Consider the following 23882-nt stretch of genomic DNA (forward strand, 5'->3'; position numbering starts at 1 on the left):
ATGGAAATGCCAGTAACCGCGATCGAAGGCACCGTCGGCAGCGTAATGCTTGCCGATGCCGTGTTCGATCGGCCGTTCAACGAAGGTCTGGTGCACCAGATGGTGGTGGCCTTCATGGCCAATGCGCGCCAGGCCGACGCCAAGCAGAAAACCCGCACCGAAGTGCGTGGCGGTGGCCGCAAGCCGTGGAAGCAGAAGGGCAGCGGTCGGGCTCGCGCCGGCAGCATCCGCAGCCCGCTGTGGCGCGGGGGTGGCAAGGTGTTCCCGGCCGGCGGCGAGAACTACAGCCAGAAGCTGAACAAGAAGATGTACCGCGCGGGTATGCGCAGCATCTTCTCGGAGCTGGCGCGGCTGGGTCGCCTGCAGCTGGTCGACGGCTTCCCGCTGGAGGCGCCAAAGACCCGCGCGTTGGTCGAGCGCCTGGAACAACTGCAGATTCCGACTGGTCATTTGCTGCTGGTGGTCGATGAGCTGACGGTGGAGCTGGCCTTGGCCGCACGCAACCTGGTCGGCGTCGAGGCGTGCGAAGTACAGGATTTGAATCCGCTGGCGCTGATCTGGGCCGAGCGGATCGTGATGACCGCCAATGCGGCGCGCGCCGTCGAGGAGTGGCTGCAGTGAACGAAGCGAGACTGTTCGAGATCATCCGGGCGCCGCACATTTCCGAGAAGGGCACGCGGGTCGCTGAGAAACACCGCCAGATCGTGTTCAAGGTGGCGCTGGACGCCAGCAAGGACGAGATCCGCGCCGCGGTCGAGCATGCCTTCTCGGTGAAGGTGCAGGCCGTGCGCACGCTGCGCGTGAAAGGCAAGCCCAAGCGCCAGGGACACCGCAGGGACTGGAAGAAGAGCTACGTCACGCTCGCTCCCGGGCACGATATCGACTTCACCGGGGTTGCCTGATAGGCGCCCAAGGAACGCCGGAACAGCATCATGGCAGTAGTCAAGAGAAAACCAACCTCACCGGGCCGCCGCTTCGTCGTGAGCGTGGTCACGCCGGAGTTGCACAAGGGCGCGCCATACGCGCCGCTGGTGGTTGCCAAGCAGCGCACCGGTGGCCGCAACAGCGACGGCCGCATCACCACCCGGCATCAGGGTGGCGGTCACAAGCAGCGCTATCGCATTGTCGATTTTCGGCGCGAGAAGGATGGCATTCCGGCCCGCGTCGAGCGCCTGGAGTACGACCCCAATCGCACCGCGCACCTGGCGCTGCTGCTGTATGCCGATGGCGAGCGTCGCTACATCATTGCCCCCAAGGGCGTGAGTGCCGGCAGCAAGCTGATGTCGGGCGTGCAGGCGCCGATTGAGGCGGGCAACACGCTGCCGCTGCGAAACGTGCCGGTCGGCAGCACGGTCCACTGTGTGGAGCTGAAAGTCGGCAAGGGTGCCCAGCTGGCGCGAAGCGCCGGCACTTCGGCGCAGCTGCTGGCCCGCGAGGGCGATTCGGTGACGCTGCGCCTGAAGTCCGGCGAGATTCGGCGCGTGCCTGCCGACTGTCGGGCGACCCTCGGCGAGGTAGGCAACGGCGAGCATTCGCTGCGCTCGCTGGGCAAGGCCGGCGCCACCCGCTGGCGCGGCATCCGCCCGACGGTGCGCGGTGTGGCCATGAACCCGGTCGATCATCCGCACGGTGGTGGTGAGGGACGCACCTCGGGTGGACGTCATCCGGTCTCGCCCTGGGGTGTGCCGACCAAGGGTTACAAGACCCGCAAGAACAAGCGTACCAGCGGCCAGATCGTGCGCCGGCGCAGCGTCAAGTAAGGACAGGACGGAGCCAGACTCGTGCCAAGATCCGTAAAGAAGGGACCGTTCGTCGATCTGCATCTGATGCAGAAGGTCGAACAGATAGTCGCCAGCGGCGGCAGCCGCAAGCCGATCAAGACCTGGTCGCGGCGTTCCACCGTGCTGCCGGACATGGTCGGCCTGACCTTTGCCGTGCACAACGGCCGCCAGCACGTGCCGGTCGTGGTCAACGAAAACATGGTCGGCCACAAGCTGGGCGAGTTCGTGCCCACGCGCACCTACCGCGGCCACGTGGCCGACCGCAAGACGCGCTGAGGCAGTCATGGAAACCTTTGCTTTGATGCGCAATGCGCACATTTCCGCCCAGAAGGGACGGTTGGTGGCCGACCAGGTGCGTGGCATGCCGGTTGACAAGGCGCTGCAGCTGCTGCTGCACAGCACCAAGAAGGCCGCCCACCTGGTCAAGAAGGTGGTCGAGTCGGCCATTGCCAACGCCGAGCACAACAACGGCGCCGACGTGGACGAGCTGCGGATCGCAGCCGTGTGCGTGGACGAGGGCCCGTCGATGAAGCGCTTCCATGCCCGCGCGCGCGGTCGCGGCAACCGGATCACGAAGCGTACCTGTCACATCAAGGTCGTTGTCAGCGACCAGAAAAAGGCCAAGGGCTAACCCACATGGGACAGAAAGTTCACCCGACCGGCATCCGACTGGGCGTCGTCAAGGATCATAATTCGCGCTGGTACGCTCAGGGTCGCGCCTTCGCCGATAACCTGAACGCCGACATTGCCGTGCGGGCCCTGTTGCGCAAGCACTTGGCGCACGCCTCGGTGAGCCGCATCGAGATCGAGCGCCCGGCACAGAATGCACGCGTGATCATTCACACCGCGCGTCCGGGCATCGTCATCGGCAAGAAAGGCGACGACATCGAGAAGCTGCGTCGGCTGGTTGGCGAGCGGATGGGCATTCCGGTGCACATCAGTGTCGAGGAAATCCGTCGCCCGGAGCTGGACGCCTACCTGGTGGCCGAGAGCGTGGCCCAGCAGCTGGAGCGGCGCATCATGTTTCGCCGCGCCATGCGCCGGGCGGTGACCAATGCCATGCGCCTGCACGCGCAGGGCATTCGCATCAACGTCGGTGGCCGTCTGAACGGCGCCGAGATCGCACGCAGCGAGTGGTATCGCGAGGGTCGGGTGCCGCTGCACACCTTCCGCGCCAACATCGATTACGGCACCGCCGAGGCCAAGACCACCTACGGGATCATTGGCGTCAAGGTCTGGATTTATAAGGGCGACGGTCCCGAGGGCGCCGACGGCGCTCACGCACCGGGCGCCTGAGATAACAGGAAAGCACCATGTTGCAGCCTAAGCGGACGAAATTCCGCAAACAGTTCAAGGGTCGTAACCGGGGCCTGGCCCTGGTCGGCAACGCCGTCAGCTTCGGCGAGTTCGGCCTCAAGGCGGTCAGCCGCGGGCGCATCACTGCCCGCCAGATCGAGGCCGCGCGTCGCGCCATCAGCCGGCACGTGCGTCGCGGCGGGAAGATCTGGATCCGCATCTTCCCGGACAAGCCGATTTCCAAGAAGCCGCTCGAAGTCCGCATGGGCAAGGGCAAGGGTGCGGTCGAGTACTGGGTCGCCGAGATTCAGCCCGGCAAGGTGCTGTACGAAATGGAAGGTGTGGACGAAGCCGTGGCCCGCGAGGCGATGGCGCTGGCCGCCGCCAAATTGTCGGTACGCACCACCTTCGTGAAGCGGGGGCTTACGGCATGAAGATCGCTGAACTGCGCGGCAAGTCGGCCGCCGAACTGAACAAGAAGCTGATCGAGCTGCATCGCGAGCACCTGAATCTGCGGGTGCAGCGGGCGACCGGTCAGCTGGCTCGGCCGTCACGCTTCCGCGCCTTGCGGCGCGAGGTGGCGCAAATCAAGACCCTTCTGAAAGAACAGGCTTCGCAGGCAAGCGCATGACGGAAGAAACTGTAAGTCGTCGCACGGTGGTCGGCCGGGTGGTGAGCGACAAGATGGAGAAGTCCATCAGCGTGCTGGTTGAAACCCGCGAGCAACACCCGATCTACAAGAAATACCTGCGTCGCTCGACCAAGTTCCATGCTCACGATGCCGCCAACGAGTGCCGCATCGGTGATCTGGTGCGGATCGAGGAATGCCGGCCGCTGTCCAAGACCAAGACCTGGCGTCTGGTCGAGGTCATCGAGCGGATCGGCGGTTGAGCGCGCCAGCCAAGCGGAGACGGTCATGATTCAGATGCAAAGCCACCTCGATGTGGCCGACAACAGTGGCGCACGGCGCGTGATGTGCATCAAGGTGCTGGGTGGGTCCAAGCGGCGCTATGCCGGCGTCGGTGACGTGATCCGCGTGAGCATCAAGGACGCCATTCCGCGGGGCAAGGTCAAGAAGGGCGAGGTTTACCGGGCCGTGGTGGTGCGCACCGTGCATGGTGTGCGGCGCTCGGACGGTTCCAAGATTCGCTTCGACAGCAACGCCGTGGTGTTGCTCAACAATCAGGGTGCGCCGATCGGTACGCGCATCTTCGGGCCGGTGACGCGCGAGTTGCGTACCGAGCAGTTCATGCGTCTGGTGTCGCTGGCACCGGAAGTTCTCTGAGGGATCACGCATGCGCAAGATCAAGCGAGGCGACGAGGTCATCGTCATCACCGGGCGGGACAAGGGCAAGCGCGGCCAGGTGGTGCGCATGGTGGCGGCCGACAAGGTGGTCGTCGAGGGCGTGAACGTGGTCAAGAAGCACGTCAAGCCGAACCCGATGAGCGGGCAGCAGGGCGGCATCCTGGAAAAGGAAATGCCGCTGCAGGTGTCCAATGTTGCCTATTTCAACAAGGCCACCCAGCGTGCCGACCGCATCGGCTTTCGGGTGCTCGAAGACGGGCGCAAGGTGCGCTTTACCAAATCCAACGGCGAGGTGGTCGACTGAGGTCGGCCGGTGCACATGACAAGGCTGGAACAATATTACAAGGACGTGGTCGTTGCCCGACTGCGCGAGGAACTGGGTATCGCCAACGTGATGGCGGTGCCCAAGCTGCTCAAGGTCACGCTGAACATGGGGGTTGGTGAGGCCGCGGCCGACAAGAAGGCGCTCGACGCCGCCGTCGCCGACATGACCCTGATCAGCGGGCAGAAGCCGCAGGTCACCAAGGCGCGCAAGGCGGTGGCGAGCTTCAAGATTCGCGAGGGCTGGCCCATCGGCTGCAAGGTGACCCTGCGCCGGGCGCGCATGTATGAGTTCCTGGACCGCTTCATCACCGTTGCGGCGCCGCGCATCCGCGATTTTCGCGGCCTGTCGCCGCGCGGCTTCGACGGCCGTGGCAACTACAACATGGGCCTGACCGAACAGATCATTTTTCCTGAGATCGATTTCGACAAGGTCGACAAGATTCGCGGCATGGATGTGTCGATCAGTACCACGGCGATCAATGACGAGCACGGTCGGGCGCTGCTGACCGCATTCAACTTTCCCTTCCGGGGCTGAGGACACAGCTGTGGCCAAGACATCCGTAATCAATCGCAACGAAAAGCGTGCCGCGCTGGTGCGCAAGTACGCTGCGCGCCGCGCCGAACTGAAGGCTGCGGCCGTGAACGTGAACCTGTCCGAGGAGCAGCGTTACGCCGCGCAGTTGGCGCTGCAAAAGTTGCCGCGTGACGCCAGCCCGGTGCGGCTGGTCAGCCGCTGCCAGGCCACCGGCCGGGCACATGGCGTGTACAAGAAATTCGGCCTCGGGCGCAACAAGCTGCGCGAAGCATCCATGCGCGGCGATGTGCCGGGCATGGTCAAGGCCAGCTGGTAAGGTGGAAAAAGCATATGACCATCATGGATCCGATTGCCGACATGCTCACGCGGGTGCGTAATGCACTCGCGCGGCGTTACGCGGAAGTCGTCATGCCGTCTTCGAAGATGAAGATCGCCGTGGCGGAAGTGCTCAAGAGCGAGGGTTTCATCAGCGGCTTTTCGGTCACCGAGACCGACGGCCGACTGATTCTGACCGTGAGCCTCAAGTACGCCGAAGGCAAACCGGCCATCCGCAGCCTGCGTCGGGCCAGCCGGCCCGGGCTGCGCATGTACCGCGGCAAGGACGAACTGCCGCGCGTGCTCGGTGGCTTCGGTGTTGCCATCGTTTCCACGCCGCAGGGCGTGATGTCCGACCGGGCGGCGCGTCGCGCCGGCGTCGGTGGCGAAGTGTTGTGCCTGGTTTCCTGACGGAAAGCTCCAATGTCTAGAGTTGCCAAAAATCCCATCCCCCTGCCCAAGGGCGTCGAGGTGGTGGTGTCCGCGGACCATGTGCAGGTGAAGGGCGCCAAGGGCAGCCTCTCGCAGGCCTTGCACCGCGATGTCGAAGTTTCAAACGACGCCGGCGTGCTGCGCGTTGGCGTGCGTGAGGAAACGACCGCGGCCTGGGCGCAGGCCGGCACTGCGCGGGCGCTGATCAGCAACATGGTCAAGGGCTGCAGCGAAGGCTTTGCGCGCACACTGGATCTGGTCGGCGTCGGCTATCGTGTGCAGATGAAGGGACCGGTGCTGAGCATTGCCGTGGGCTACTCGCACCCGGTCGAGATGGCGGTGCCGGAAGGCCTGCAGGTTGAGACGCCGACCCAGACGCAGGTCGTGGTGCGCGGCGCCGATCGTCAGCGCGTCGGCCAGCTGGCGGCCAACATTCGCGCCGTGCGTCCGCCGGAGCCGTACAAGGGCAAGGGAATTCGATACTCCGACGAAGTCGTGGTCCGTAAAGAGACCAAGAAGAAGAAGTAGTCGGTAACAGCAGGTAAATCGGGCAATGGAAAAAAAGGTCAAGCGTCTGCGGCGCGGACGCGCCACACGGGCGCAGATTCGGAAACTGGGCGTCACGCGGCTGTGCATTCACCGCACGCCGCAGCACACCTACGCACAGGTCATCGACGCCAGCGGCGGTCGCGTGCTTGCCGCCGCCAGCACGCTCGAGAAGGCGCTGGCTGAGCAGCTTGGCCACACCGGCAACGTCGAGGCAGCGCGCCTGGTCGGCCGGGTGGTGGCCGAGCGTGCCCAGCAGGCGGGCGTGCTCAAGGTTGCGTTCGACCGCAGCGGGTTCATGTATCACGGCCGCGTGAAGGCGCTGGCGGATGCCGCCCGCGAAGCCGGTCTGCAATTCTAGGAGCTGGTCATGGCCCGAGCTGAACAAACATACGAAACCAACGACATCCAGAAGCTGATCAACGTGCGCCGCGTGGCCAAGGTGGTCAAGGGCGGGCGCCAGTTCGGCTTTGCCGCGCTGACCGTGGTCGGCGACGGGGACGGGCGGGTCGGCTTCGGGCAGGGCAAGGCCCGCGAAGTGCCGGTCGCCATCCAGAAAGCCATGGAGGCGGCGCGCCGCGACATGGTGCGGGTGCCGCTCAATGGCGGCACCTTGTACTACCCGATCACCGCCCGTCACGGCGCGGCCAAGGTATACATGCAGCCGGCTTCCGAGGGCACGGGCATCATCGCCGGCGGTGCCATGCGCGCCGTGTTCGAGGCGCTGGGCGTGCGCGACGTGCTGGCCAAGTGCATCGGCAGCAGCAATCCCGTGAACGTCGTGATGGCCACCATCGCCGGGCTGGTCGGTATGGAATCGCCGGACGCCATCGCCATGCGCCGGGGCCTCAACGTGGAAGACCTGCGGGCATGAACAGCAACACGACCAAGAAAGTGCGCGTCACCCTGGTGCGCAGCCGCTCCGGCCGTGGCCGGGTGCACGATGCCTGCGTTACCGGCCTTGGCCTGCGCCGGATCGGCAGCCAGCGCGAGCTGGAAGACACACCGGCCGTGCGCGGCATGATTCGCAAGGTCAGCTACCTGCTCAAGGTGGAGGAAGTCTGATGCGTCTTGACACCCTCAAAGCCGCCGAAGGCGCGCGCACGGCGCGGCGCCGTCTGGGGCGCGGTATCGGCTCCGGGCTTGGCAAGACCGCCGGTCGCGGTCACAAGGGCCAGCACGCGCGTGCCGGCGGCTATCACAAGGTCGGCTTCGAGGGCGGCCAGATGCCGCTGCAACGCCGGTTGCCAAAGCGCGGCTTCAATTCGCGCACCCTGGGCGACAGCGCCGAGGTGCGGTTGTCCGAACTGCATCTGGTCAAGACCGAGGTCATTGACCTGGACGCGCTCAAGCTGGCCGGCATCGTGCCCAAGGGCGCCAAGCGTGCCAAGGTCATCGTGTCCGGTGAGCTGGCCGGGCCGGTGCGCCTGAAAGGCGTGGCGGTCACCGCGGGCGCGCGGGCCGTCATCGAGCAGGCCGGCGGGAGCATAGAAGAAGCCTGATGGCTACGCGCGCCGCCAATCCAGCCATGCTCGGCGGGCTCGGCAAGTTCGCCGAGCTGCGGCGGCGGCTGCTGTTCGTGATCGGCGCGCTGCTGGTGTTTCGCCTGGGCGCGCACGTGCCGGTGCCGGGCATCAACCCGCAGGCGCTGGCGGCCATGTTCGAGGCCCAGCGCGGAACGGTGCTGGACATGTTCAACATGTTCTCGGGCGGCGCCTTGCAGCGACTGTCGATTTTCGCGCTCGGGGTGATGCCGTACATTTCGGCGTCGATCATCGTGCAGCTGCTCAGCAGTGTGCTGCCCAAGCTGGAAGAGTTGAAGAAGGAGGGCGCCGCCGGGCGGCGCAAACTGACGCAGTACACGCGTTATGGCACGGTGGTATTGGCAACCTTCCAGGCGCTTGGCATCGCCATCGCGCTGGAGGCCCAGACCGCGGGCGGGATGTCGGTGGTCATCGATCCGGGCTTCGGTTTTCGGTTGATTGCCATATCGACCCTGGTGGCTGGCAGCATGTTTCTGCTGTGGCTGGGTGAGCAGGTAACCGAACGGGGTATCGGCAACGGCATCTCGCTGCTGATTTTCGCCGGCATCGTGGCCGGATTGCCGGGTGCCTTCGGCGGCACGCTCGAGCTGGTCAGCACCGGCGAGATCGGTGGTGCGGTAGTGCTGCTGCTGTTGCTGGTGATTCTGGGTGTGACGGCGTTCGTGGTGTTCGTCGAGCGCGGCCAGCGACGCATAACGGTCAATTACGCGCAGCGTCAGCAGGGGCAGCGCATGTACGCGGCGCAGACCAGCCACCTGCCGCTGAAACTGAACATGGCGGGTGTGATTCCGGCGATTTTTGCTTCCAGCATTCTGCTGTTTCCGTCGACGCTGGCCAGCTGGGCCGGCAGTGGCGACAACGCGCTGTCCTGGTTGCGGCATGTGACCACAGCCTTGTCGCCGGGTCAGCCGCTGTACGTGCTGCTGTATGCCGCCGGTATCGTGTTCTTTTGCTTTTTCTATACCGCAGTGGTCTTCAATCCGAAGGACACGGCGGACAACCTGAAGCGTTCCGGCGCATTTTTGCCCGGCGTGCGGCCCGGTGAGCAGACGGCCCGCTACATCGATGGCGTGGTGACGCGCCTGACGGTTGCGGGCGCGGCGTACATCGCGCTGGTGTGCCTGCTGCCGGAGTTCATGATCGTTTACTGGAACGTGCCGTTCTATTTCGGTGGGACGTCGCTGCTGATCGTGGTCATTACGATCATGGATTTCATGGCGCAGGTGCAGACCCACGTCATGAGCCATCAGTACGAGGGCCTGATGAAGAAGGCCAACCTGAAGGGCCGCGGCGCCGCCGGTTTGTTCGGCCCCCGTTAGTTTTGGAGTCACGACAGTGAAAGTTCGCGCATCGGTCAAGAAGCTTTGCCGCAATTGCAAGATCATTCGGCGCAAGGGCGTGGTTCGCGTCATTTGTGTCGAAGCCCGGCACAAGCAGCGGCAGGGTTGAGTCGGCCGCGTCGGCCGCAAAGGAATTCTGGAGTTCGGTAAATGGCTCGTATTGCTGGTATCAACATTCCCGACAACAAGCACGCGCGCGTTGCCCTGACGTCGATTTACGGCGTGGGCGCTACCCGTGCGCTGGAGATTTGCGCCGCGGCGCAGATCGAGCCGGCACGGCGCATCCGGGATCTGAGCGAGGCGGAGGTCGAGGCGCTGCGCCGCGAAGTCGGCAAGCTGACGGTCGAGGGCGACCTGCGGCGCGAGCTGCAGATCAACATCAAGCGCCTGATGGACCTGGGCACGTATCGGGGCCTGCGTCACCGCCGAGGTCTGCCGGTGCGCGGTCAGCGCACCCGTACCAACGCCCGCACCCGCAAGGGTCCGCGCAAGCCCATTCGCAAGTAATCGCTAACAGGATCGCCTCATGGCCAAGCCCAACACCAGCAAGACGCGCAAGCGCGTCAAGAAGAACGTTTCCGAAGGCGTGGCGCACGTGCACGCCTCGTTCAACAACACGATCATTACCATCACTGACCGGCAAGGGAACGCCCTGTCGTGGGCCACGGCCGGCTCCTGTGGCTTCAAGGGTTCGCGCAAGAGCACGCCGTTCGCGGCCCAGGTGGCCGCCGACAAGGCCGGCACCAAGGCGCAGGAATTCGGCGTCAAGACACTGGACGTGGTGGTCAACGGTCCCGGGCCGGGTCGCGATTCGGCGGTGCGGTCCCTGAACAACGGTGGCTTCAAGATCCTGAGCATCACCGACGTGACGCCGATCCCGCACAACGGCTGTCGGCCGCCCAAGAAGCGTCGCGTCTGAGTAGCAGAACGCGGCGGCCGTGCGAATCGCGGTCAGCCAGTCGCCAGTCCGTCATCGGCAATAGCCAACGCAGCGAGCGTGTCCAACATGCAGTCATCCGTATACGAGTTTCTGAAGCCCAAGCTGGTCAAGGTCGAGCGCCTCTCGCCGGTGCATTCCAAGGTCACCCTGGAACCATTGGAGCGCGGCTTCGGCCACACGCTGGGCAATGCCCTGCGGCGGGTGATGCTGTCCTCGCTGCCCGGCGCGGCCATTACCGAGGTGCAGATCGAAGGCGCCCTGCACGAGTTCACCACTCTGGAAGGCATGCAGGAAGACGTCATCGAGCTGCTGCTGAACCTCAAGGGCGTCGCGGTGCGTCTGAACGGTCGTGACGAGGCGACCGTGCGCCTGTCCAAGAAGGGCCCCGGCGTGGTCACGGCGGCCGACATCGAGGTCAGCCATGACGTCGAGGTGGTCAACAAGGACATCTACCTGGCCACCCTGATGGCAACCGGCAAGCTCGACATGACGCTCACCGTGCGGGTCGGCCGCGGCTACCAGCCGGCGGCGGTTGCCGATGAGGGCGAGGAGCTGCCGTCCATCGGCAGCCTGCGTCTGGATGCCCTATACAGCCCGGTGCGCCAGGTCAGCTACAGCGTCGAGGCGGCGCGCGTCGAGCAGCGCACGGACCTGGACAAGCTGATCATCGACATCGAGTCGAACGGCACCATCGACCCGGAAGAAGCCATCCGGCGCGCGGCCACGATCCTGTACGAGCAGTTCGCGGTTTTCGTCGAGTTGCAGGGTGGCGCCGCGCCGGGCCGCAGCCGCGAGATGGTGGGCGACATCGACCCGATTCTGATGCAGCCGGTGGAGGAGCTCGAGCTGACCGTGCGCTCGGCAAATTGCCTGAAGGCCGAAAACATTCATTTCATCGGCGACCTGATCCAACGCACCGAGGCGGACTTGCTGCGCACACCGAATCTTGGCAAGAAATCACTGAACGAAATCAAGGAGATCCTGGCCCGCCACGGCCTGTCGCTGGGCATGCGCCTAGAGGGCTGGCCGCCGGCCAACCTGCCCCGGCCGACCGAGATGATTTCCTGACGCGCCGGCGTTGAACGCGACGAGGTTTTACAGACATGCGACACAGAAAGATCGGCCGAAAGCTCGGCCGTAACAGCAGCCACCGCGTGGCGATGTTCAAGAACATGACCGCTGCCCTGGTGCAGGAAGAATTGATCCGGACCACCCTGCCGAAGGCCAAGGAGCTGCGGCGGGTGATCGAGCCCCTGATCACCCGCGCCAAGGTCGATTCGGTGGCCAATCGCCGTCTGGTGTTTGCGCGTTTGCGCGACAAGGAGGCCGTCAGCAAGCTGTTCGGTGAGCTTGGCCCGCGCTACGCGGCACGTCCGGGCGGCTATCTGCGGATTTTGAAGTGTGGCTTCCGTCCCGGTGATGCGGCGCCCATGGCGTACGTTGAACTGGTCGACCGACCGGCCGGCGAGGCGAACGCCGCGGCCGATTGAGGGTGGGACGAAGGTTGCAGTGAAAAAGCCGGGCCAGTCCCGGCTTTTTCACTTATTGCCCGCGCGAGTTGGCGGCAGGCAGGAATTCGTCGGGTGTGGACGACAGATGCGCTGCCACCGGGGCCCGCAAGGGCGAGAACCGACTCTGACGATTGGCCATGTCGTTGCTCGGCATTCGTCATCGCCGCTTGCCGGGTAACGCGGATTGCTGCGCCTCCCGGCCGTGCAGCGCGCGCTTGCGTGCCACGCCCCAGCGGTAGCCGGCCAAGCCGCCATCGATGCGCACGACGCGGTGACAGGGAATCGCCACTGCCAGCGTATTGGCGGCGCAGGCTCCGGCGACCGGCCCGACAGCCTGCGGCGCACCAATGCACTGGGCGATGTCGGTGTACGTGACCGTGCTGCCGGGCGGGATAGCCAGCAATGCCTTCCAGGCGCGCTGCTGAAACGCCGTGCCGCGAACGTCCAGCGGCAGGTCGAGGCCCAGGCGCGGTGCTTCCACAAGCCCACCACCTTGGCCACGGGTTGCTCGAAATCGGCATTACCGCCGATCAATGAGGCGCGCGGGAAACGATCCTGCAGGTCGCGCGCCAGCGCATCCGGATCATCGCCCAGCAGAATGGCGCACACGCCGCGCGCACTGGCTGCCACCAGAATCGCCCTCAGCGAGCACTGGCCGATGGCGAAGCGTATTTGCGTCTTTGCGCCCCCGGCGCGGTAGTCGGTCGGGGTCATTCCCAGGAGCCGGTTCGATTGCTCGTAGAAGCGCCCGTTGGAGTTGTAACCGGCACCGTAGATTGCCTCGGTGATCGTACTGCTGCGGTCCAGCGCGGCGCGCACGCGGCCAGGTCGATGCGCCGCCGCGTAAACCCTCGGCGTCACGCCAGTGACGGCCTTGAAAATGCGATGCAGATGGTAGTTGCTGAGCCCGGCATGTTTCGCCAGCTGGTGCAGGCTTGGCGCCCGTTCGGCTTGCTCAATGAATCGGCACAGCTCGCTCACCAGGGCCGCGTGCCGCACCGTCAAGGGCGCCTGGTCCGGCTTGCAGCGCTTGCAGGGGCGAAAACCCGCGCGCAGCGCATCCGTCGCCGTGAGGTGGAACTGCACATTCTCGGGTCGCGCCAGCCGCGCGGCGCAGCAGGGCCGGCAGAAAACACCGGTGGTTTTGACCGAGTAGAAACAGCTGCTATCGGCCGCCGGATCGCGAGCCATGACCACAGCCCAGCGCGGATCGCTCCGGATGGCGGCGGCGCGGTCTGCCGTGGCGATGGCTGTGGTCATGGTGCATTCCTGTGGTTTCAGGGCGGGCAATCCGACGATAGCCGTTGCCTGGAAACCGGGTACTCCGAATGTTGCTTTTGAATCGATGCTCGGCGATTGCGCCTTCGATGCCGACGCCAGTTGCCACGAGAGCGCACGGGGATATCCGGCGCCGTACCGTGGGGGTGGCCTGCAAACGGCGCGCCGGTGACCGCACGCGTTCTGTCAGGACGCCGGAGGACATCTGACCTGAAGGACCGAGGCGGGCCGACACCGTGGGCGAAGAACCCGGAGATTCGAATGCCGGTGCGCGAACCGCAAGCGGCGCCGGATGGTTCGATCCGGTGTCTGCAAGGTGCCGAAGAATGGTGCCGAGGAGAGGAATCGAACCTCCGACCTACTGATTACGAATCAGTTGCTCTACCGACTGAGCTACCCCGGCGTGGGTGCATGCCCGGTTTGCGTGGTCCGGGGACGCGATTATAGGCGGGCGCTTCCGGCACCGTCTAACCTGCGCCGGCACCGCAGGCGACAAATGGCTAGAATGCTGACCACTTCGCCACCTGGCCTGTTCGTGCCCGTTTCTGCCGCCTCCGATCCCCGTCTTGCCGCGCTCAGCGCCTGGCTGACCCAACGACTGGCCGGGTTCACGCTGGAGCCGGCTTCGGCGGATGCCAGTTTTCGCCGCTATTTCCGCGTGTTCCACTCTGGCGGGACGCTGATTGCCATGGACGCCCCGCCGCCGCAGGAGGACTGCCGGCCGTTCGTCCAGGTGGCCGGGTTGCTGCACGCGGCGGGCCTGAACGCGCCGCAGGTTCTGGCAGCGGATGTCGAGCGTGGCTTCCTGCTGCTGAGCGACCTTGGCCGGCATACGTACCTGGAAGTCATCGGCGAACGAAACGCCAATTCGCTGATGGCGGACGCGATCGGCGCCCTGGTGCGTTGGCAGGCGTCCAGCCGACCCGGCGTGCTGCCGCCCTACGACGCGGCCTTGCTCGGCCGCGAACTGGACCTGTTCCCGGACTGGTACGTGGCCCGGCACCTTGGTCTGGAGTTCACGCCCGCGCAGGCCGAGGCCTGGCTTGCACTGCGGGGCCTGCTGATCGAGCGCGCCGTGACGCAAAGCCAGGTATTCGTGCACCGCGACTACATGCCCCGCAACCTGATGCCGGGCAATGGCGCGCACGGCGGCCCCGGCGTGCTGGATTTTCAGGACGCCGTGTACGGCCCGGTCAGTTACGACGTGAGCAGCCTGCTGCGGGATGCCTTCCTGTCGTGGCCATACCGGCTGGAGGCGCAGTGGCTGTTCGAATACTGGCAGCAGGCGCGCGCTGCCGGCATCGATGTGCCGGCCAGCTTCGAGCGGTTCCAGACCGATTGCGATTTCATGGGCACGCAGCGGCACCTGAAGGTGCTCGGTATCTTCGCGCGCCTGAACTACCGCGACGGCAAGCCGCGCTACCTGGCCGAAACGCCGCGCTTCGTCGGCTATATCGAGGCCGCGGCATCGCGCACGCCCGCCTTGGCGCCGGTGGCGCGACTGCTGGCCGATCTGCACGCGCGGGCTGCGCCATGAAGGCGATGCTTCTGGCCGCCGGTCTTGGCACGCGCATGGGCGAGCTGACGCGCGACCTGCCCAAGCCGCTGCTGGACGTGGACGGCAAGCCATTGATCGCGCACCTGCTGGAGTCGCTGGTCGCTGCGGGCTTTGCCGATCTGGTCATAAACGTGGCGTACCTTGGCGAGCAGATCGAGGCGGCGCTCGGCGATGGCAGCCGGTTTGGCGCCCGGATCGCCTACTCGCGCGAGCCGGACGGCCCACTCGGCACCGGAGGCGGCGTCAAGCGCGCGTTGCCGCTGCTGGGCACGGCGCCGTTCTTGCTTGTCAACGCCGATGTGCGCAGTGATTACCCCTTTGGCCGGTTGCGCCGGCCGCTTGTCGGACGGGCACACCTGGTGTTGGTGGACAACCCGGCCCACAACCCGGCCGGCGACTTTGCCCTTGGCCCGGACGGGCGCCTGGCCAACCAGGGTGAGCCGATGCTGACCTTTGCCGGGCTGAGCGTGCTCGATCCGCGCCTGCTGGAGAGCGCCGGCAAGGGTGCATTCAGTCTGACTCCGCTGCTGCGCGCCGCGGCCGACGCCGGGCAGCTGCATGGCGAACGCTATGCCGGTACGTGGCTGGACGTGGGCACGCCCGCGCGGCTGGCGCAGGCCCGGACGCCGCATTCATGATCGACGCGATCCAGAGCCTCGCCACCCGCATGCTGGCCTTGCTGGGCATCGACCCGCGCTGGCTGGCGTGGGCCACGCCGGTGTCGCTGTTGACGCTGCTGGCCACGGTGGCGCTGTTGCCACTGTTGGTAGCCCGCCTGCCGCAGGATTACTTCTACCGTGAGCACCGCCCGCCGCAGCCACACACCGGTCATTGGCTGCTGCGCTACAGCCTGCTCATCGTCAAGAACCTGCTCGGCGCCGTCCTGCTGGTGGCCGGTCTGGCCATGGTGGTGCTGCCCGGCCCCGGGATAGTGACGATCCTTGCCGCGTTCGCGCTGCTGAACCTGCCGGGCAAATACCGCCTGGAGCGTTGGCTGGTATCGCGCCCACAGGTGCGCGCTGCCATCAGCATGATGCGCGAGCGCGCCGGCCAACCGCCGCTGCACCTGCCCTGACGCGTGACCTGTGCCGCGCTTTTCTCGTAAGCTTGCCGTTGACCGGCGCGAGTCGGTCAACCCTATCCACGGAGACCGTTCGAATGATCCGCATCGCCCCGTCCGGCCTGATTGCCATTGCCCTGCTGGCCGTCATGGCCGCCACACGCAGCCACCATTTCACCTCCCTGCTGGGACCGGGTGACGCCACCCTGGCGGCGTTTTTCCTAGGCGGGCTGTTCCTGCGTCGGGCCGGATGGCTGGCGCTGTTTCTTGCAACGGCGGGGTTGGTGGATTTTCTGGCTGTGCAGGGCGGAACCAGCGCCTGGTGCATCACGCCAGGCTACGCCTTGCTGGCGCCGGCCTATGGCGCACTGTGGCTGGCCGGTCGCCTGTCCACCGGCGCCCTGCAGTCGACCGCCGGGCTGCTGCGCAGCGCGGGTTTGCTCGGTTGCGCCGTTCTGGTCTTTTTCGTGATCTCGAACGTCGGTTTCTATGCCTTCTCGGAAGCCGCGGACCTCAGCGCGATCGACTTCGCCCTGCGCGTGGCCAGCTACCTGCCAGGCTACCTGGCGCAGGCATTCCTCTATAGCGGCGCCGGACTGGTGCTGGCGCATGGACTGATCCGCGGCGGCCGTACCCAGGCCGCCGCCTGAGCGCGCCGGGCAAGGCCCCATGGGCAAGCGCCTGACCCGCATCTATACGCGTACCGGCGACCAGGGCAGCACCGGCCTTGGGGACGGTTCGCGGGTGGCCAAGGACGCCGCCCGGGTCGAGGCCTACGGCACGGTCGATGAGCTCAACAGCGTGGTCGGTCTGCTGCGCACGCATGCGCTGCCCGAGCCAATGGACAGCTGGCTGGGCGAAATCCAGCACCGGCTGTTCGACCTGGGCGGCGAGCTGTGCATTCCCGGTCACACCATCATCAGCGATGCCCATGTCACGTCGCTGGAGCAGTGGCTGGACCGGCTCAACGACGACCTGGAACCGCTGGCCGATTTCATCCTGCCGGGCGGCAGTCCGGCTGCAGCGGTCTGCCATCTGGCGCGCACGGTGTGCCGCCGCGCCGAACGGCGGGTGGTGACACTGCAGGCGCAGGAGCCGGTCAATGGCCCGGCGCTGCGTTACCTCAACCGCCTCTCGGACCTGCTGTTCGTGATGTCGCGCAGCCTGAACCGCGCCGTCGGGGTGGCGGACGTGCTCTGGCAGCGTCCGGCGCAGTGACGGCGGGCGGTTAGGGAAACAGCGTCCGGCGGGGGTCCATCGGCAATTCCTTTGCCAGGCGCCCGTAGAGTTCGCGCGCCGCGTCGGTCAGTGCCGGTGGGGTCACCATCTTGAGCACCACGTACTGATCGCCCGGCGTTGGCGTCGTCGGCAGGCCGCGGCCGCGCAGGCGCAGCGTGTCGCCGCTTTGCGAACCGGCCGGTATGTTCAGCTCGACCACGCCGCCCAGCGTCGGCACCTTGACCGTGGCGCCCAGCGCCGCTTCCCAGGGCGTGATCGGCAGGTCCAGGTACAGGTCGGCGCCCTCCAGGCGATACAGCCGGTGCGGTGCGAACTCGATTTCCAGGTACAGGTCGCCGCCGTTGCTCCCCTGGCCGGCGAGTCGGATGCGCTGACCCGCGCGCACGCCCTTGGGGATGCGCACTTCGAGCGTGCGGCTGCGCCCGCCGGGCTGGCTCAGGTTCACCGCCCGACTGCTGCCGTGGAAGGCGTCCTCGAGCGTGATCTGTACCCGCGCCTGTTGGTCCTCGCCGCGTGCCGACCGGCGCTGCGGGCCTTGCGAACCGGCAAAACCGCGCCCGAACAGGCTGTCGAAAAAATCGCTGAAGCCGGCGCCACCGCCGCTACTGCGAAACTCGAAACCCTTGCCGCCGTGCCAGTCCGGTGGCGGCGAGAAGCCCTGACCGGCCTGCCAGTTGCTGCCCAGCTGGTCGTAGGCGGCGCGCTTGTCGGCGTCCTTGAGTACCTCGTAGGCCTCGGCCACGTCCTTGAAGCGGTTCTCGGCGTTCGCTTCCTTGCTGACGTCCGGATGGTACTTGCGCGCCAGCTTGCGGTAGGCGCGCTTGATGTCCTCGGCGCTGGCGTCGCGGGCCACGCCCAGGGTCTTGTAGTAATCCTTGTATTCCATCGCCACTCGGGAATGGGAAAAGCCTGCCAGTGTAGTCGGGCTCAGGCGCCGACCCGGAGGCGGCGGGCCGCTGCCCGCTGCGCCGCAGAAGGTGTGGGTCGGCCGGAGCTTTTCAAGCGCCCGGGCCGGCTATCTGCGGCGCCGCTCAGATCCCGAACATCACGCCAAGGCCCAGATACGAGATGCGGTCGTCATAGAACTGCCCGTGCGGCGAATAACCGCGGTAGCCATCGATCGACAGGCGCAGGAAGTGATCCGAGTGTGGGGCGTCGAACTGCATGCCGACCTTCAGGCTGCGATCGATGGACCAGTCGTGTTCGGCGTAGGACTTCAGGTCGAGGCCCGCGAACGGGCGCCCGCGCAGGCCGGGCAGGAGGGTGGTGGCCGATGCGCTGAAGTACTCGATGCCGGCGTGCGCCATCAGCCGGTCGAGGTCGGCCGGCTCCCGGTGCAGCAGCACTTCGCCCCCGCCGTAGATGCGAAACGGCGTCAGGTCGTAGGCGATCAGGCCCTCCAGCGCCTCGAAGCTCAGGTTGACGCGTTCCGGCGCGGCGTTGAGCAGGAACTCGTCGCCCAGGTGCGAGCTCTGGTGATACAGGCGCAGCCGGCCGCTGGTGTTGCCCTGGCGCCAGGTCAGTGGCATGCCCACCGTGTAGTCGGCGTTGATCAGGTCGAACGAGTCGGCTTCCAGGTTGAACAGGCCGAACAGTCCGCCGGAGATGCCCACGTTCCAGCCGTTGCCGGCCTCATCGACGCGGCCATAGACCGGAAAATTGGCGCCATAGCCGACCTCGGCCAGCCATAGCGTGTCGGTGCTCGTGTCGTAATGCCGCGAGGACACGAAAAAGCGCGGCTCCTTGGGGTCGGCCAGGGACGGTCGAAACAGTTCGGTGGTCGGGAACCAGCGGCCCGGTGTCGATCCCGCCGGCTCGCTCGCGCTGGCCACCCGCACCTTGCGCACGCCGCCGATGGCGGCCAGTGCCTCCTGCGCGGCTGCTGCGTCGTCGTGCTCCCGCGCATCCAGTCGCATGCGGCCCTCGGATACGTCAAGGGTGTAACTGCCCGGCTGCCAGCCGAGGCGTTGCTCGAGCACCGCCGCCGCATAGCCGGCAAGGTAGGCATCGTTGGGCGCGCTTGGGGCGGCCACGGCGGCCGTGCTGGCCAGCACGGCCAGTCCGGCCAGGATCGGATTGTGAATACGCATGAAGGCTCCTTCGAAATAGGGTGCGTCGAACGCGGCGACGGGAAGTTGGGGCACGATGCCGCCCGTTGCCTGGTGACAGCGTCCTGCCGAAAAAAGACGACGGTGGCGGCACGTCAGTTCCGCGTCGAGCGACAGAGGGATCGCGCGCCCGGCCACGGCGATGGCGGTGGACACCGCACGTACCTTACTCCTTGCGCGGACACAAGGGTGTGCGCCGGCGGCTCAGCGGTTCAGCAATCCGTGTTCTCGGGCCAGCGCCATGGCAGCCCGGGTCGGCTGATTCAGGTCCATGTCGGCGACCTGCGCCGGGCTGAACCAGCCGATCTGCGTGGATTCGTAGTTCTTGCGCGGCTCGGGCCGGCCGGCCAGGCGCGACACGTAGTTGATCAGCAGGAAGTGCCGCGGCTGGGTGAATTCGGGACTCTCGATGCAGTCCTGGATGCACAGCCAGGCGGCGTGTTCGACCTCGATGCCGGTTTCCTCGCGCATCTCGCGCCGGTAGGCGTCCAGCATCGTCTCGCCGTAGTCGATCTTGCCGCCCGGCAGGCCCCAGCGGCCGGACCATTTGGCGGTGCGGATCAGTAGCAGCTCGCCGGTGTCGGCCACCAGCAGGCCGCCGACGGTGGCGATCACACGCCGCTCGTGGGCCAACAGGTGTTCGCGGTCGATCAGGTCGATGATGTCGCGCACGCTCTGGAACGCGTGATCCGGCCGCGCGGCGCGCAGGCGCTCTTCGGTGGCGTAGCCGTACAGCGCCGCGCCGGCGATGACCTGCGCCGCGTGGGCGGCCTCGATGTCGTGCGGGGTGTCGCCCACGTACAGGGTCTCGTCCGGTCGAAACGGTGCACTGGCCACGATCTGCTGCAGCACCGGAATCTTGTCCGCCGCGCCGCCGCCGATGTGGCCAAAGAATTCGCGCAGGCCAAGCCGGGTCAGCAGTCCGTTCAGGATCTCGGTCGGCACGCTCGAACAGATGCTCAGCGCCACCCCGCGCAGGCGGCAGACGTGCAGCAGCGCCGGCACCTCGGCGAACAGCTGCGACTGCGCCATGCGCTGCGCGAAATGGCCAAAGAACACCGCGTCGATCTGCTCGCGCGGCCGCTCGCCGATGAAGCGCCGGTAAAAGCGCTCCACCGGCAGCGTGAACTCGCGCCGGTAGGTGGCCTCGTCCACCGGCGCGGCGCCAAAGTGCGCCAGCGTGTCGTTGGTGGCGGCCAGGGTCAGGGCGCGGTCGTCGGCCAGCGTGCCGGCCCAGTCCAGGATCAGGTGGCGAATCATGGCAAGCGGCTCCGGGTGGATGCGCGGCGCGGCCGGCTCAGCCCATCAGCAGGCTGCGGTACAGCGGCGCCAGCACTAGATAGATCAGTATCGACGCGGTCAGCGCGGCGCCGTACAGCTCCGTATCCAGGCGGTAGCGGTGGCACAGGATCACGCCCACCGCCGGGCAGGCCGAGGCCATGGCCACGCCCAGCACCGCCAGCGTCTCGCCCCGCAGGCCGAAGGCATAGGCAAACGCCAGCCCCAGCGCCGGCCCGGCCACCTGGCGTATCAACAGCGCCGGCACCGCCGCGCCGAGGCGGCGCAGGGCGCCCAGACGCAGCGACAGGCCGACCACGAACACCATCAGCGGGATGCCGGCATCGCCGACATAGCGCAGCGTCGTGACGACCCGATCCGGCACCGGCAGGCCGAGCAGGTTGACCGCCAGCGCCGCGAACACTGCCCAGGCCGGCGGCAGGCGCAGGATTTCGCGGCCCAGCGAGACCCGGTTCGCGCCCTCGGCATGGCGCGCCGCCACCGCCACGCCGACGGTCCAGATCAGCAGCGTGGTGGCGATCAGGTCATAGGCGAACACCACCGGCATGCCCTCGTGCCCGAACAGGCTGACCACCACCGGCAGGGCGATCGAGCCGTTGGCAAAGCCGGCCGCCAGCAGCATGGCGCCGCGACCCTGCGGCGACAGGCCCAGGCGCTGGCCGGCGAAGCGGTACGCCGCCGCTGCCAGCAACAGCCCGCCCAGGCTGCACACATAGCCAGCCGCGGGGATCACCATCAATTCGAGGTTCAGTGAGGCCCGCGACATGATGGCGAAGATCAGCGCCGGGCCGGTGAGGTAGATCATCAGCATGTTCAGCGCCTGCGCCATGTGGGCGGCGTCGACGCCGCCGGGCGCGTGCCGACGCCACAGCCAGCCGGCGGCCAGGGCAACGAAAACCGGTAACAGGTCGAGGTACACGCGAGGTGGTTCCGGAAAGGAAACACCGCCGGCAGCTGATCACGCGGCCGGCGGCGTCTGGGTGAAAAAGCGCCTTCGGACGCCGCCGATCAGGACGGCTGCGGTGCGGTGGCCAGCATGGACGGGCGCTGGCTGAACTCGCCCAGCCACGCAGCCAGTGCCGGGTGGCCGGCGCGCCAGGCCAGGTCCGGCAGGCGAAAGTCCAGATACTCCAGCGTGACCGCAAACTCGATGTGCGCCAGCGTCAGCGCCGGGCCGAGCGCGGCCACGTCCTGTTCCATGGCCGCCAGGCCGCGCTCGATGGCGCGCCGCTGGCGGTCGGTCCACGGCGCCCAGCGCATGGACTCCGGGCGCAGCAGTTCCAGGCGCGCGGTGACCGCCGCATCCAGCACGCCGTCGGCCAGCGCCGCCCGGCGCAGCACGGCAAAGCGCTCCGTCCCGTCCGGAATCAGCCGCGGTGCGGGCGCCAGGCTGTCGAGGTATTCGCAGATCACCCAGCTGTCGTACAGGCACTGGCCGTCGTCCAGGCGCAGCGCCGGCACCTTGCCCAGCGGGTTGATGTCCAGCAGCACGGCGGGGTCTTCCATGGGGCTGGCGAGGATTTCCTCGACCCGGTCCGCCAGGCCCTTCTCCAGCGCCGTCACGCGCACCTTGCGCGAGTAGGGGGACGGCCTGGCATAGATCAGTTGCATCACGGTTCTCCTCGGGCGGGCTCAGGGATTGTCCTGTTTGCCGTAACTTTCGAACCGCGCCACCACGCGCGCCATCTCGTCCGCGTCCAGCAGCACCGGCGTGCCGGTGGCCAGCGCCGCGCAGTACTGGCCGGCCAGGGACTCGATTTCCTCGGCCAGCGCCAGGGCGCTCGTCAGGTTCGCGCCGGTCGCAATCACGCCATGGTTGGCGAGCAGGCAGGCGCGACGATCTTCCAGCGCGACCAGGGCATTGGCCGAGAGCTCGGCGGTGCCAAAGGTCGCGTAGTCGGCGCAGCGCACGCTGTCGCCGCCGGCCGCCGCCACCATGTAATGGAAGGCCGGCAGCTCGCGCCGCTGGCAGGCCAGCGCGCTGGCATAGCGCGAATGGGTGTGCACGATGGCGCCGACCTCGGGCCGGGCGGCATAGATGTCGCAGTGGAAACGCCACTCGGACGAGGGCTTGCGCTGCCCCGGCGCCGCGACGCCATGGGCGTCCAGATGCACCAGGTCGGCGGCACCCAGCTCATCGTAGGGAATGCCAGTCGGCGTGATCAGGAAGCCGCCCGGCAGGCGCACGCTGACATTGCCGGAGGTGCCGCGATTCAGACCCCGGCGCACGCTCTGGCGGCCGGTGTCGATCAGCAACTGGCGAAGGGCGCTCTCGTCCAAGGGCGGACCGTGCAGGAATAGCGGAAGGGGGCGCCCGGCGGCCTGCCGGGGAGCGCCGGTATGGTACACGCGCCGCCGCGCCCTAATAATGACCAAACGCTCGCTACAGGAGAAGCCGATGATCGATCTGTACATGTGGCCGACGCCCAACGCCCACAAGATAACGATGTTTCTGGAGGAAACCGGCCTGCCGTACCGCACCGTGGAGGTCAACATCGGCGCCGGCGACCAGTTCAAGCCGCAGTTTCTGGCCATCAGCCCGAACAACAAGATGCCGGCCATCGTCGACCCGGACGGTCCGGACGGCCAGCCGATCAGCGTGTTCGAGAGCGGCGCGATCCTGATCTATCTGGCCGAAAAAACCGGCCGCTTCCTGCCCGCCGCGCCGCGTGCCCGCTACGAGGTCTTGCAGTGGCTGATGTTCCAGATGGCCAGCGTCGGGCCGATGCTGGGCCAGGCGCACCACTTTCGCGACTACGCGCCGGAAAAACTGCCCTACGCCATCGACCGCTACAGCAACGAATCGCGGCGCATCTACAACGTGGTCGAGAAACGCCTGGCGGATCGCGACTACGTGGCCGGCGAGTACTCCATCGCCGACATGGCGATTTTCCCGTGGTTCCTGCACCACGAGCGCCAGGGCGTGGACCTGGGCGAATTGCCCAACGTGCGCCGCTGGATGGATGCCATCAATGCCCGCCCGGCCACGGTGCGCGCCCTGGCCGTGATGGCCGACCGGCGCCCGCCCAAGCCCGGCCCGCAGGACCAGCTGCAGCGGGAAATCCTGTTCGGCAGCAAGCAGTTCGAGAAGCGCTGATCCGGGCGCCAACCCGGAGCTGTTCGAATGGTCCGCGCCGGACCAGGACCGCAGCCGCACGCGAAGCGGCGACCAGGCGGACCATCACGCGTCGTTTTTATGGCAACGCTGAAGGGTTCGGCGTTTCCCGCTGCGCAGGGACGCGCTGCCAAAAATCGGTGGCTGCACGCCACTGATTTCGTGTGCCATCGCAGAACTGTGGGAGCCCGCCTGCGCCGGACGATCATCGCGCTGCGCAGCTGCACTGCATGTTTTCCCGGTGGCAGGCGCTGAAAAATCCAGACTGGACTCATTCAGCGCCTCCCTGGCACCAGTCGCTCGCCGGCCGGCGCTCAATGTTCCGACGCGGCGACCGATAAGCTGTTCCAGAGCC

The 23882-nt window shown here is 66.8% G+C and carries 37 protein-coding genes, 1 tRNA gene and 1 pseudogene; 31 read left to right on the forward strand and 8 right to left on the reverse strand.

All coding sequences use genetic code 11. The features are described 5' to 3' along the window. The 25 genes from rplD to rplQ all read left to right on the forward strand — a co-directional run bounded on the left by rplD (position 1) and on the right by rplQ (position 11849). Positions 1-621 carry a 50S ribosomal protein L4 gene (gene rplD, locus H5U26_RS03575; RefSeq protein ID WP_290616705.1) on the forward strand — a complete coding sequence of 207 codons (621 nt, stop codon included), beginning with the start codon at positions 1-3 and terminating at the stop codon, positions 619-621. Beyond that, positions 618-902, forward strand: coding sequence for a 50S ribosomal protein L23 (rplW, locus tag H5U26_RS03580; protein WP_290616707.1), 285 nt, complete (start codon positions 618-620; stop codon positions 900-902). Before rplD ends, rplW begins: the two co-directional genes overlap by 4 nt. Before the next feature lie 30 nt (positions 903-932). Continuing rightward, positions 933-1760, forward strand: a complete 828-nt coding sequence (gene rplB, locus H5U26_RS03585; RefSeq protein WP_290616709.1) for a 50S ribosomal protein L2 — start codon at positions 933-935, stop codon at positions 1758-1760. Between the two features lie 21 nt (positions 1761-1781). Further along, entirely contained in the window at positions 1782-2057 is a 276-nt protein-coding gene (gene rpsS, locus H5U26_RS03590; RefSeq protein WP_068805633.1) for a 30S ribosomal protein S19, read from the forward strand. Between the two features lie 7 nt (positions 2058-2064). Beyond that, on the forward strand, positions 2065-2412 hold the full coding sequence (rplV, locus tag H5U26_RS03595) for a 50S ribosomal protein L22 (protein WP_068805636.1): 348 nt from the start codon (positions 2065-2067) through the stop codon (positions 2410-2412). 5 nt (positions 2413-2417) lie between these two features. Then, on the forward strand, positions 2418-3077 hold the full coding sequence (rpsC, locus tag H5U26_RS03600; protein ID WP_366055865.1) for a 30S ribosomal protein S3: 660 nt from the start codon (positions 2418-2420) through the stop codon (positions 3075-3077). Positions 3078-3094: 17 nt separating this feature from the next. Further along, positions 3095-3511: a 50S ribosomal protein L16 gene (gene rplP / locus H5U26_RS03605; protein ID WP_068805642.1), complete on the forward strand. Its 417-nt coding sequence runs from the start codon at positions 3095-3097 to the stop codon at positions 3509-3511. Beyond that, a complete protein-coding gene (gene rpmC / locus H5U26_RS03610) occupies positions 3508-3708 on the forward strand; it encodes a 50S ribosomal protein L29 (protein WP_290616714.1) in 201 nt (66 codons plus the stop codon). Before rplP ends, rpmC begins: the two co-directional genes overlap by 4 nt. After that, on the forward strand, positions 3705-3968 hold the full coding sequence (rpsQ, locus tag H5U26_RS03615; RefSeq protein ID WP_290616716.1) for a 30S ribosomal protein S17: 264 nt from the start codon (positions 3705-3707) through the stop codon (positions 3966-3968). The genes rpmC and rpsQ overlap by 4 nt, the downstream gene beginning before the upstream one ends. A 25-nt stretch (positions 3969-3993) precedes the next feature. Next, positions 3994-4362 (forward strand): 50S ribosomal protein L14, encoded by a 369-nt coding sequence (rplN, locus tag H5U26_RS03620; protein WP_290616718.1) that lies wholly within the window; start codon positions 3994-3996, stop codon positions 4360-4362. Positions 4363-4372: 10 nt separating this feature from the next. Continuing rightward, on the forward strand, positions 4373-4687 hold the full coding sequence (gene rplX, locus H5U26_RS03625) for a 50S ribosomal protein L24 (protein WP_290616720.1): 315 nt from the start codon (positions 4373-4375) through the stop codon (positions 4685-4687). Between the two features lie 15 nt (positions 4688-4702). Continuing rightward, complete coding sequence (gene rplE / locus H5U26_RS03630) at positions 4703-5242, forward strand: 50S ribosomal protein L5 (RefSeq protein ID WP_068805657.1); 540 nt, start codon at positions 4703-4705, stop codon at positions 5240-5242. 10 nt (positions 5243-5252) lie between these two features. Next, positions 5253-5558, forward strand: coding sequence for a 30S ribosomal protein S14 (rpsN, locus tag H5U26_RS03635; protein ID WP_290616723.1), 306 nt, complete (start codon positions 5253-5255; stop codon positions 5556-5558). Positions 5559-5572: 14 nt separating this feature from the next. Beyond that, the gene (gene rpsH, locus H5U26_RS03640) at positions 5573-5968 is read left to right on the forward strand and encodes a 30S ribosomal protein S8 (protein WP_290616725.1); all 396 of its coding nucleotides are present in this window, start codon (positions 5573-5575) and stop codon (positions 5966-5968) included. A gap of 12 nt (positions 5969-5980) precedes the next feature. After that, positions 5981-6517: a 50S ribosomal protein L6 gene (gene rplF, locus H5U26_RS03645; protein ID WP_290616727.1), complete on the forward strand. Its 537-nt coding sequence runs from the start codon at positions 5981-5983 to the stop codon at positions 6515-6517. Positions 6518-6542: 25 nt separating this feature from the next. Continuing rightward, complete coding sequence (gene rplR, locus H5U26_RS03650; RefSeq protein WP_290616729.1) at positions 6543-6896, forward strand: 50S ribosomal protein L18; 354 nt, start codon at positions 6543-6545, stop codon at positions 6894-6896. Between the two features lie 9 nt (positions 6897-6905). Further along, the gene (gene rpsE / locus H5U26_RS03655; protein WP_290616731.1) at positions 6906-7409 is read left to right on the forward strand and encodes a 30S ribosomal protein S5; all 504 of its coding nucleotides are present in this window, start codon (positions 6906-6908) and stop codon (positions 7407-7409) included. Further along, positions 7406-7600 carry a 50S ribosomal protein L30 gene (gene rpmD, locus H5U26_RS03660; protein WP_068805677.1) on the forward strand — a complete coding sequence of 65 codons (195 nt, stop codon included), beginning with the start codon at positions 7406-7408 and terminating at the stop codon, positions 7598-7600. Before rpsE ends, rpmD begins: the two co-directional genes overlap by 4 nt. Continuing rightward, a complete protein-coding gene (rplO, locus tag H5U26_RS03665) occupies positions 7600-8037 on the forward strand; it encodes a 50S ribosomal protein L15 (RefSeq protein ID WP_290616733.1) in 438 nt (145 codons plus the stop codon). The genes rpmD and rplO overlap by 1 nt, the downstream gene beginning before the upstream one ends. Beyond that, positions 8037-9398 (forward strand): preprotein translocase subunit SecY, encoded by a 1362-nt coding sequence (gene secY, locus H5U26_RS03670; protein WP_290616735.1) that lies wholly within the window; start codon positions 8037-8039, stop codon positions 9396-9398. Before rplO ends, secY begins: the two co-directional genes overlap by 1 nt. A gap of 16 nt (positions 9399-9414) precedes the next feature. Then, positions 9415-9528, forward strand: a complete 114-nt coding sequence (gene rpmJ / locus H5U26_RS03675) for a 50S ribosomal protein L36 (RefSeq protein WP_075968177.1) — start codon at positions 9415-9417, stop codon at positions 9526-9528. Positions 9529-9569: 41 nt separating this feature from the next. Next, complete coding sequence (gene rpsM / locus H5U26_RS03680) at positions 9570-9926, forward strand: 30S ribosomal protein S13 (protein WP_290616738.1); 357 nt, start codon at positions 9570-9572, stop codon at positions 9924-9926. 19 nt (positions 9927-9945) lie between these two features. Further along, entirely contained in the window at positions 9946-10338 is a 393-nt protein-coding gene (rpsK, locus tag H5U26_RS03685; RefSeq protein ID WP_068805691.1) for a 30S ribosomal protein S11, read from the forward strand. An 87-nt stretch (positions 10339-10425) separates the two neighbouring features. Beyond that, positions 10426-11427: a DNA-directed RNA polymerase subunit alpha gene (gene rpoA / locus H5U26_RS03690; RefSeq protein WP_290616741.1), complete on the forward strand. Its 1002-nt coding sequence runs from the start codon at positions 10426-10428 to the stop codon at positions 11425-11427. A 35-nt stretch (positions 11428-11462) separates the two neighbouring features. Beyond that, a complete protein-coding gene (rplQ, locus tag H5U26_RS03695; RefSeq protein WP_068805697.1) occupies positions 11463-11849 on the forward strand; it encodes a 50S ribosomal protein L17 in 387 nt (128 codons plus the stop codon). Positions 11850-12027: 178 nt separating this feature from the next. Here the strand turns inward: rplQ and ada are convergent. Both ada and H5U26_RS03705 read right to left on the reverse strand, forming a co-directional pair. Continuing rightward, a pseudogene (ada, locus tag H5U26_RS03700) lies at positions 12028-13130 on the reverse strand (bifunctional DNA-binding transcriptional regulator/O6-methylguanine-DNA methyltransferase Ada). A 345-nt stretch (positions 13131-13475) separates the two neighbouring features. Next, positions 13476-13551: transfer RNA gene (locus H5U26_RS03705), tRNA-Thr, on the reverse strand. 93 nt (positions 13552-13644) lie between these two features. Here H5U26_RS03705 and H5U26_RS03710 point away from each other — a divergent pair. The 5 genes from H5U26_RS03710 (at position 13645) to H5U26_RS03730 (ending at position 16984) form a co-directional block, all read left to right on the forward strand. Beyond that, the gene (locus H5U26_RS03710) at positions 13645-14685 is read left to right on the forward strand and encodes a phosphotransferase (protein ID WP_290616764.1); all 1041 of its coding nucleotides are present in this window, start codon (positions 13645-13647) and stop codon (positions 14683-14685) included. After that, a complete protein-coding gene (gene murU, locus H5U26_RS03715) occupies positions 14682-15344 on the forward strand; it encodes an N-acetylmuramate alpha-1-phosphate uridylyltransferase MurU (RefSeq protein ID WP_290616766.1) in 663 nt (220 codons plus the stop codon). The genes H5U26_RS03710 and murU overlap by 4 nt, the downstream gene beginning before the upstream one ends. Next, positions 15341-15781 carry a PGPGW domain-containing protein gene (locus H5U26_RS03720; protein ID WP_290616768.1) on the forward strand — a complete coding sequence of 147 codons (441 nt, stop codon included), beginning with the start codon at positions 15341-15343 and terminating at the stop codon, positions 15779-15781. Before murU ends, H5U26_RS03720 begins: the two co-directional genes overlap by 4 nt. 83 nt (positions 15782-15864) lie before the next feature. Beyond that, the gene (locus H5U26_RS03725; RefSeq protein ID WP_290616770.1) at positions 15865-16416 is read left to right on the forward strand and encodes a hypothetical protein; all 552 of its coding nucleotides are present in this window, start codon (positions 15865-15867) and stop codon (positions 16414-16416) included. Positions 16417-16435: 19 nt separating this feature from the next. Then, entirely contained in the window at positions 16436-16984 is a 549-nt protein-coding gene (locus tag H5U26_RS03730; protein ID WP_290616772.1) for a cob(I)yrinic acid a,c-diamide adenosyltransferase, read from the forward strand. Positions 16985-16994: 10 nt separating this feature from the next. Here H5U26_RS03730 and H5U26_RS03735 read toward each other — a convergent pair whose 3' ends face one another. From H5U26_RS03735 to H5U26_RS03760, 6 genes are all read right to left on the reverse strand, one after another. Continuing rightward, the gene (locus H5U26_RS03735) at positions 16995-17891 is read right to left on the reverse strand and encodes a DnaJ C-terminal domain-containing protein (protein WP_290616774.1); all 897 of its coding nucleotides are present in this window, start codon (positions 17889-17891) and stop codon (positions 16995-16997) included. A gap of 145 nt (positions 17892-18036) precedes the next feature. After that, positions 18037-19095, reverse strand: coding sequence for a DUF1207 domain-containing protein (locus tag H5U26_RS03740; protein WP_290616776.1), 1059 nt, complete (start codon positions 19093-19095; stop codon positions 18037-18039). 222 nt (positions 19096-19317) lie between these two features. Continuing rightward, on the reverse strand, positions 19318-20373 hold the full coding sequence (locus tag H5U26_RS03745; RefSeq protein WP_290616778.1) for an NUDIX domain-containing protein: 1056 nt from the start codon (positions 20371-20373) through the stop codon (positions 19318-19320). A gap of 37 nt (positions 20374-20410) precedes the next feature. Beyond that, complete coding sequence (locus tag H5U26_RS03750; protein ID WP_290616780.1) at positions 20411-21331, reverse strand: AEC family transporter; 921 nt, start codon at positions 21329-21331, stop codon at positions 20411-20413. 89 nt (positions 21332-21420) lie between these two features. Beyond that, positions 21421-22023 carry a glutathione S-transferase N-terminal domain-containing protein gene (locus tag H5U26_RS03755; protein WP_290616782.1) on the reverse strand — a complete coding sequence of 201 codons (603 nt, stop codon included), beginning with the start codon at positions 22021-22023 and terminating at the stop codon, positions 21421-21423. 21 nt (positions 22024-22044) lie between these two features. Continuing rightward, positions 22045-22692 carry a class II aldolase/adducin family protein gene (locus H5U26_RS03760; protein WP_290616784.1) on the reverse strand — a complete coding sequence of 216 codons (648 nt, stop codon included), beginning with the start codon at positions 22690-22692 and terminating at the stop codon, positions 22045-22047. A gap of 118 nt (positions 22693-22810) precedes the next feature. Here H5U26_RS03760 and H5U26_RS03765 point away from each other — a divergent pair, with 118 nt between their 5' ends. Next, positions 22811-23509, forward strand: coding sequence for a glutathione binding-like protein (locus H5U26_RS03765; protein ID WP_290616786.1), 699 nt, complete (start codon positions 22811-22813; stop codon positions 23507-23509). Positions 23510-23882 lie beyond the last annotated feature (373 nt).

Source organism: Immundisolibacter sp. (assembly GCF_014359565.1).
In the GTDB taxonomy this organism is placed as follows: domain Bacteria; phylum Pseudomonadota; class Gammaproteobacteria; order Immundisolibacterales; family Immundisolibacteraceae; genus Immundisolibacter.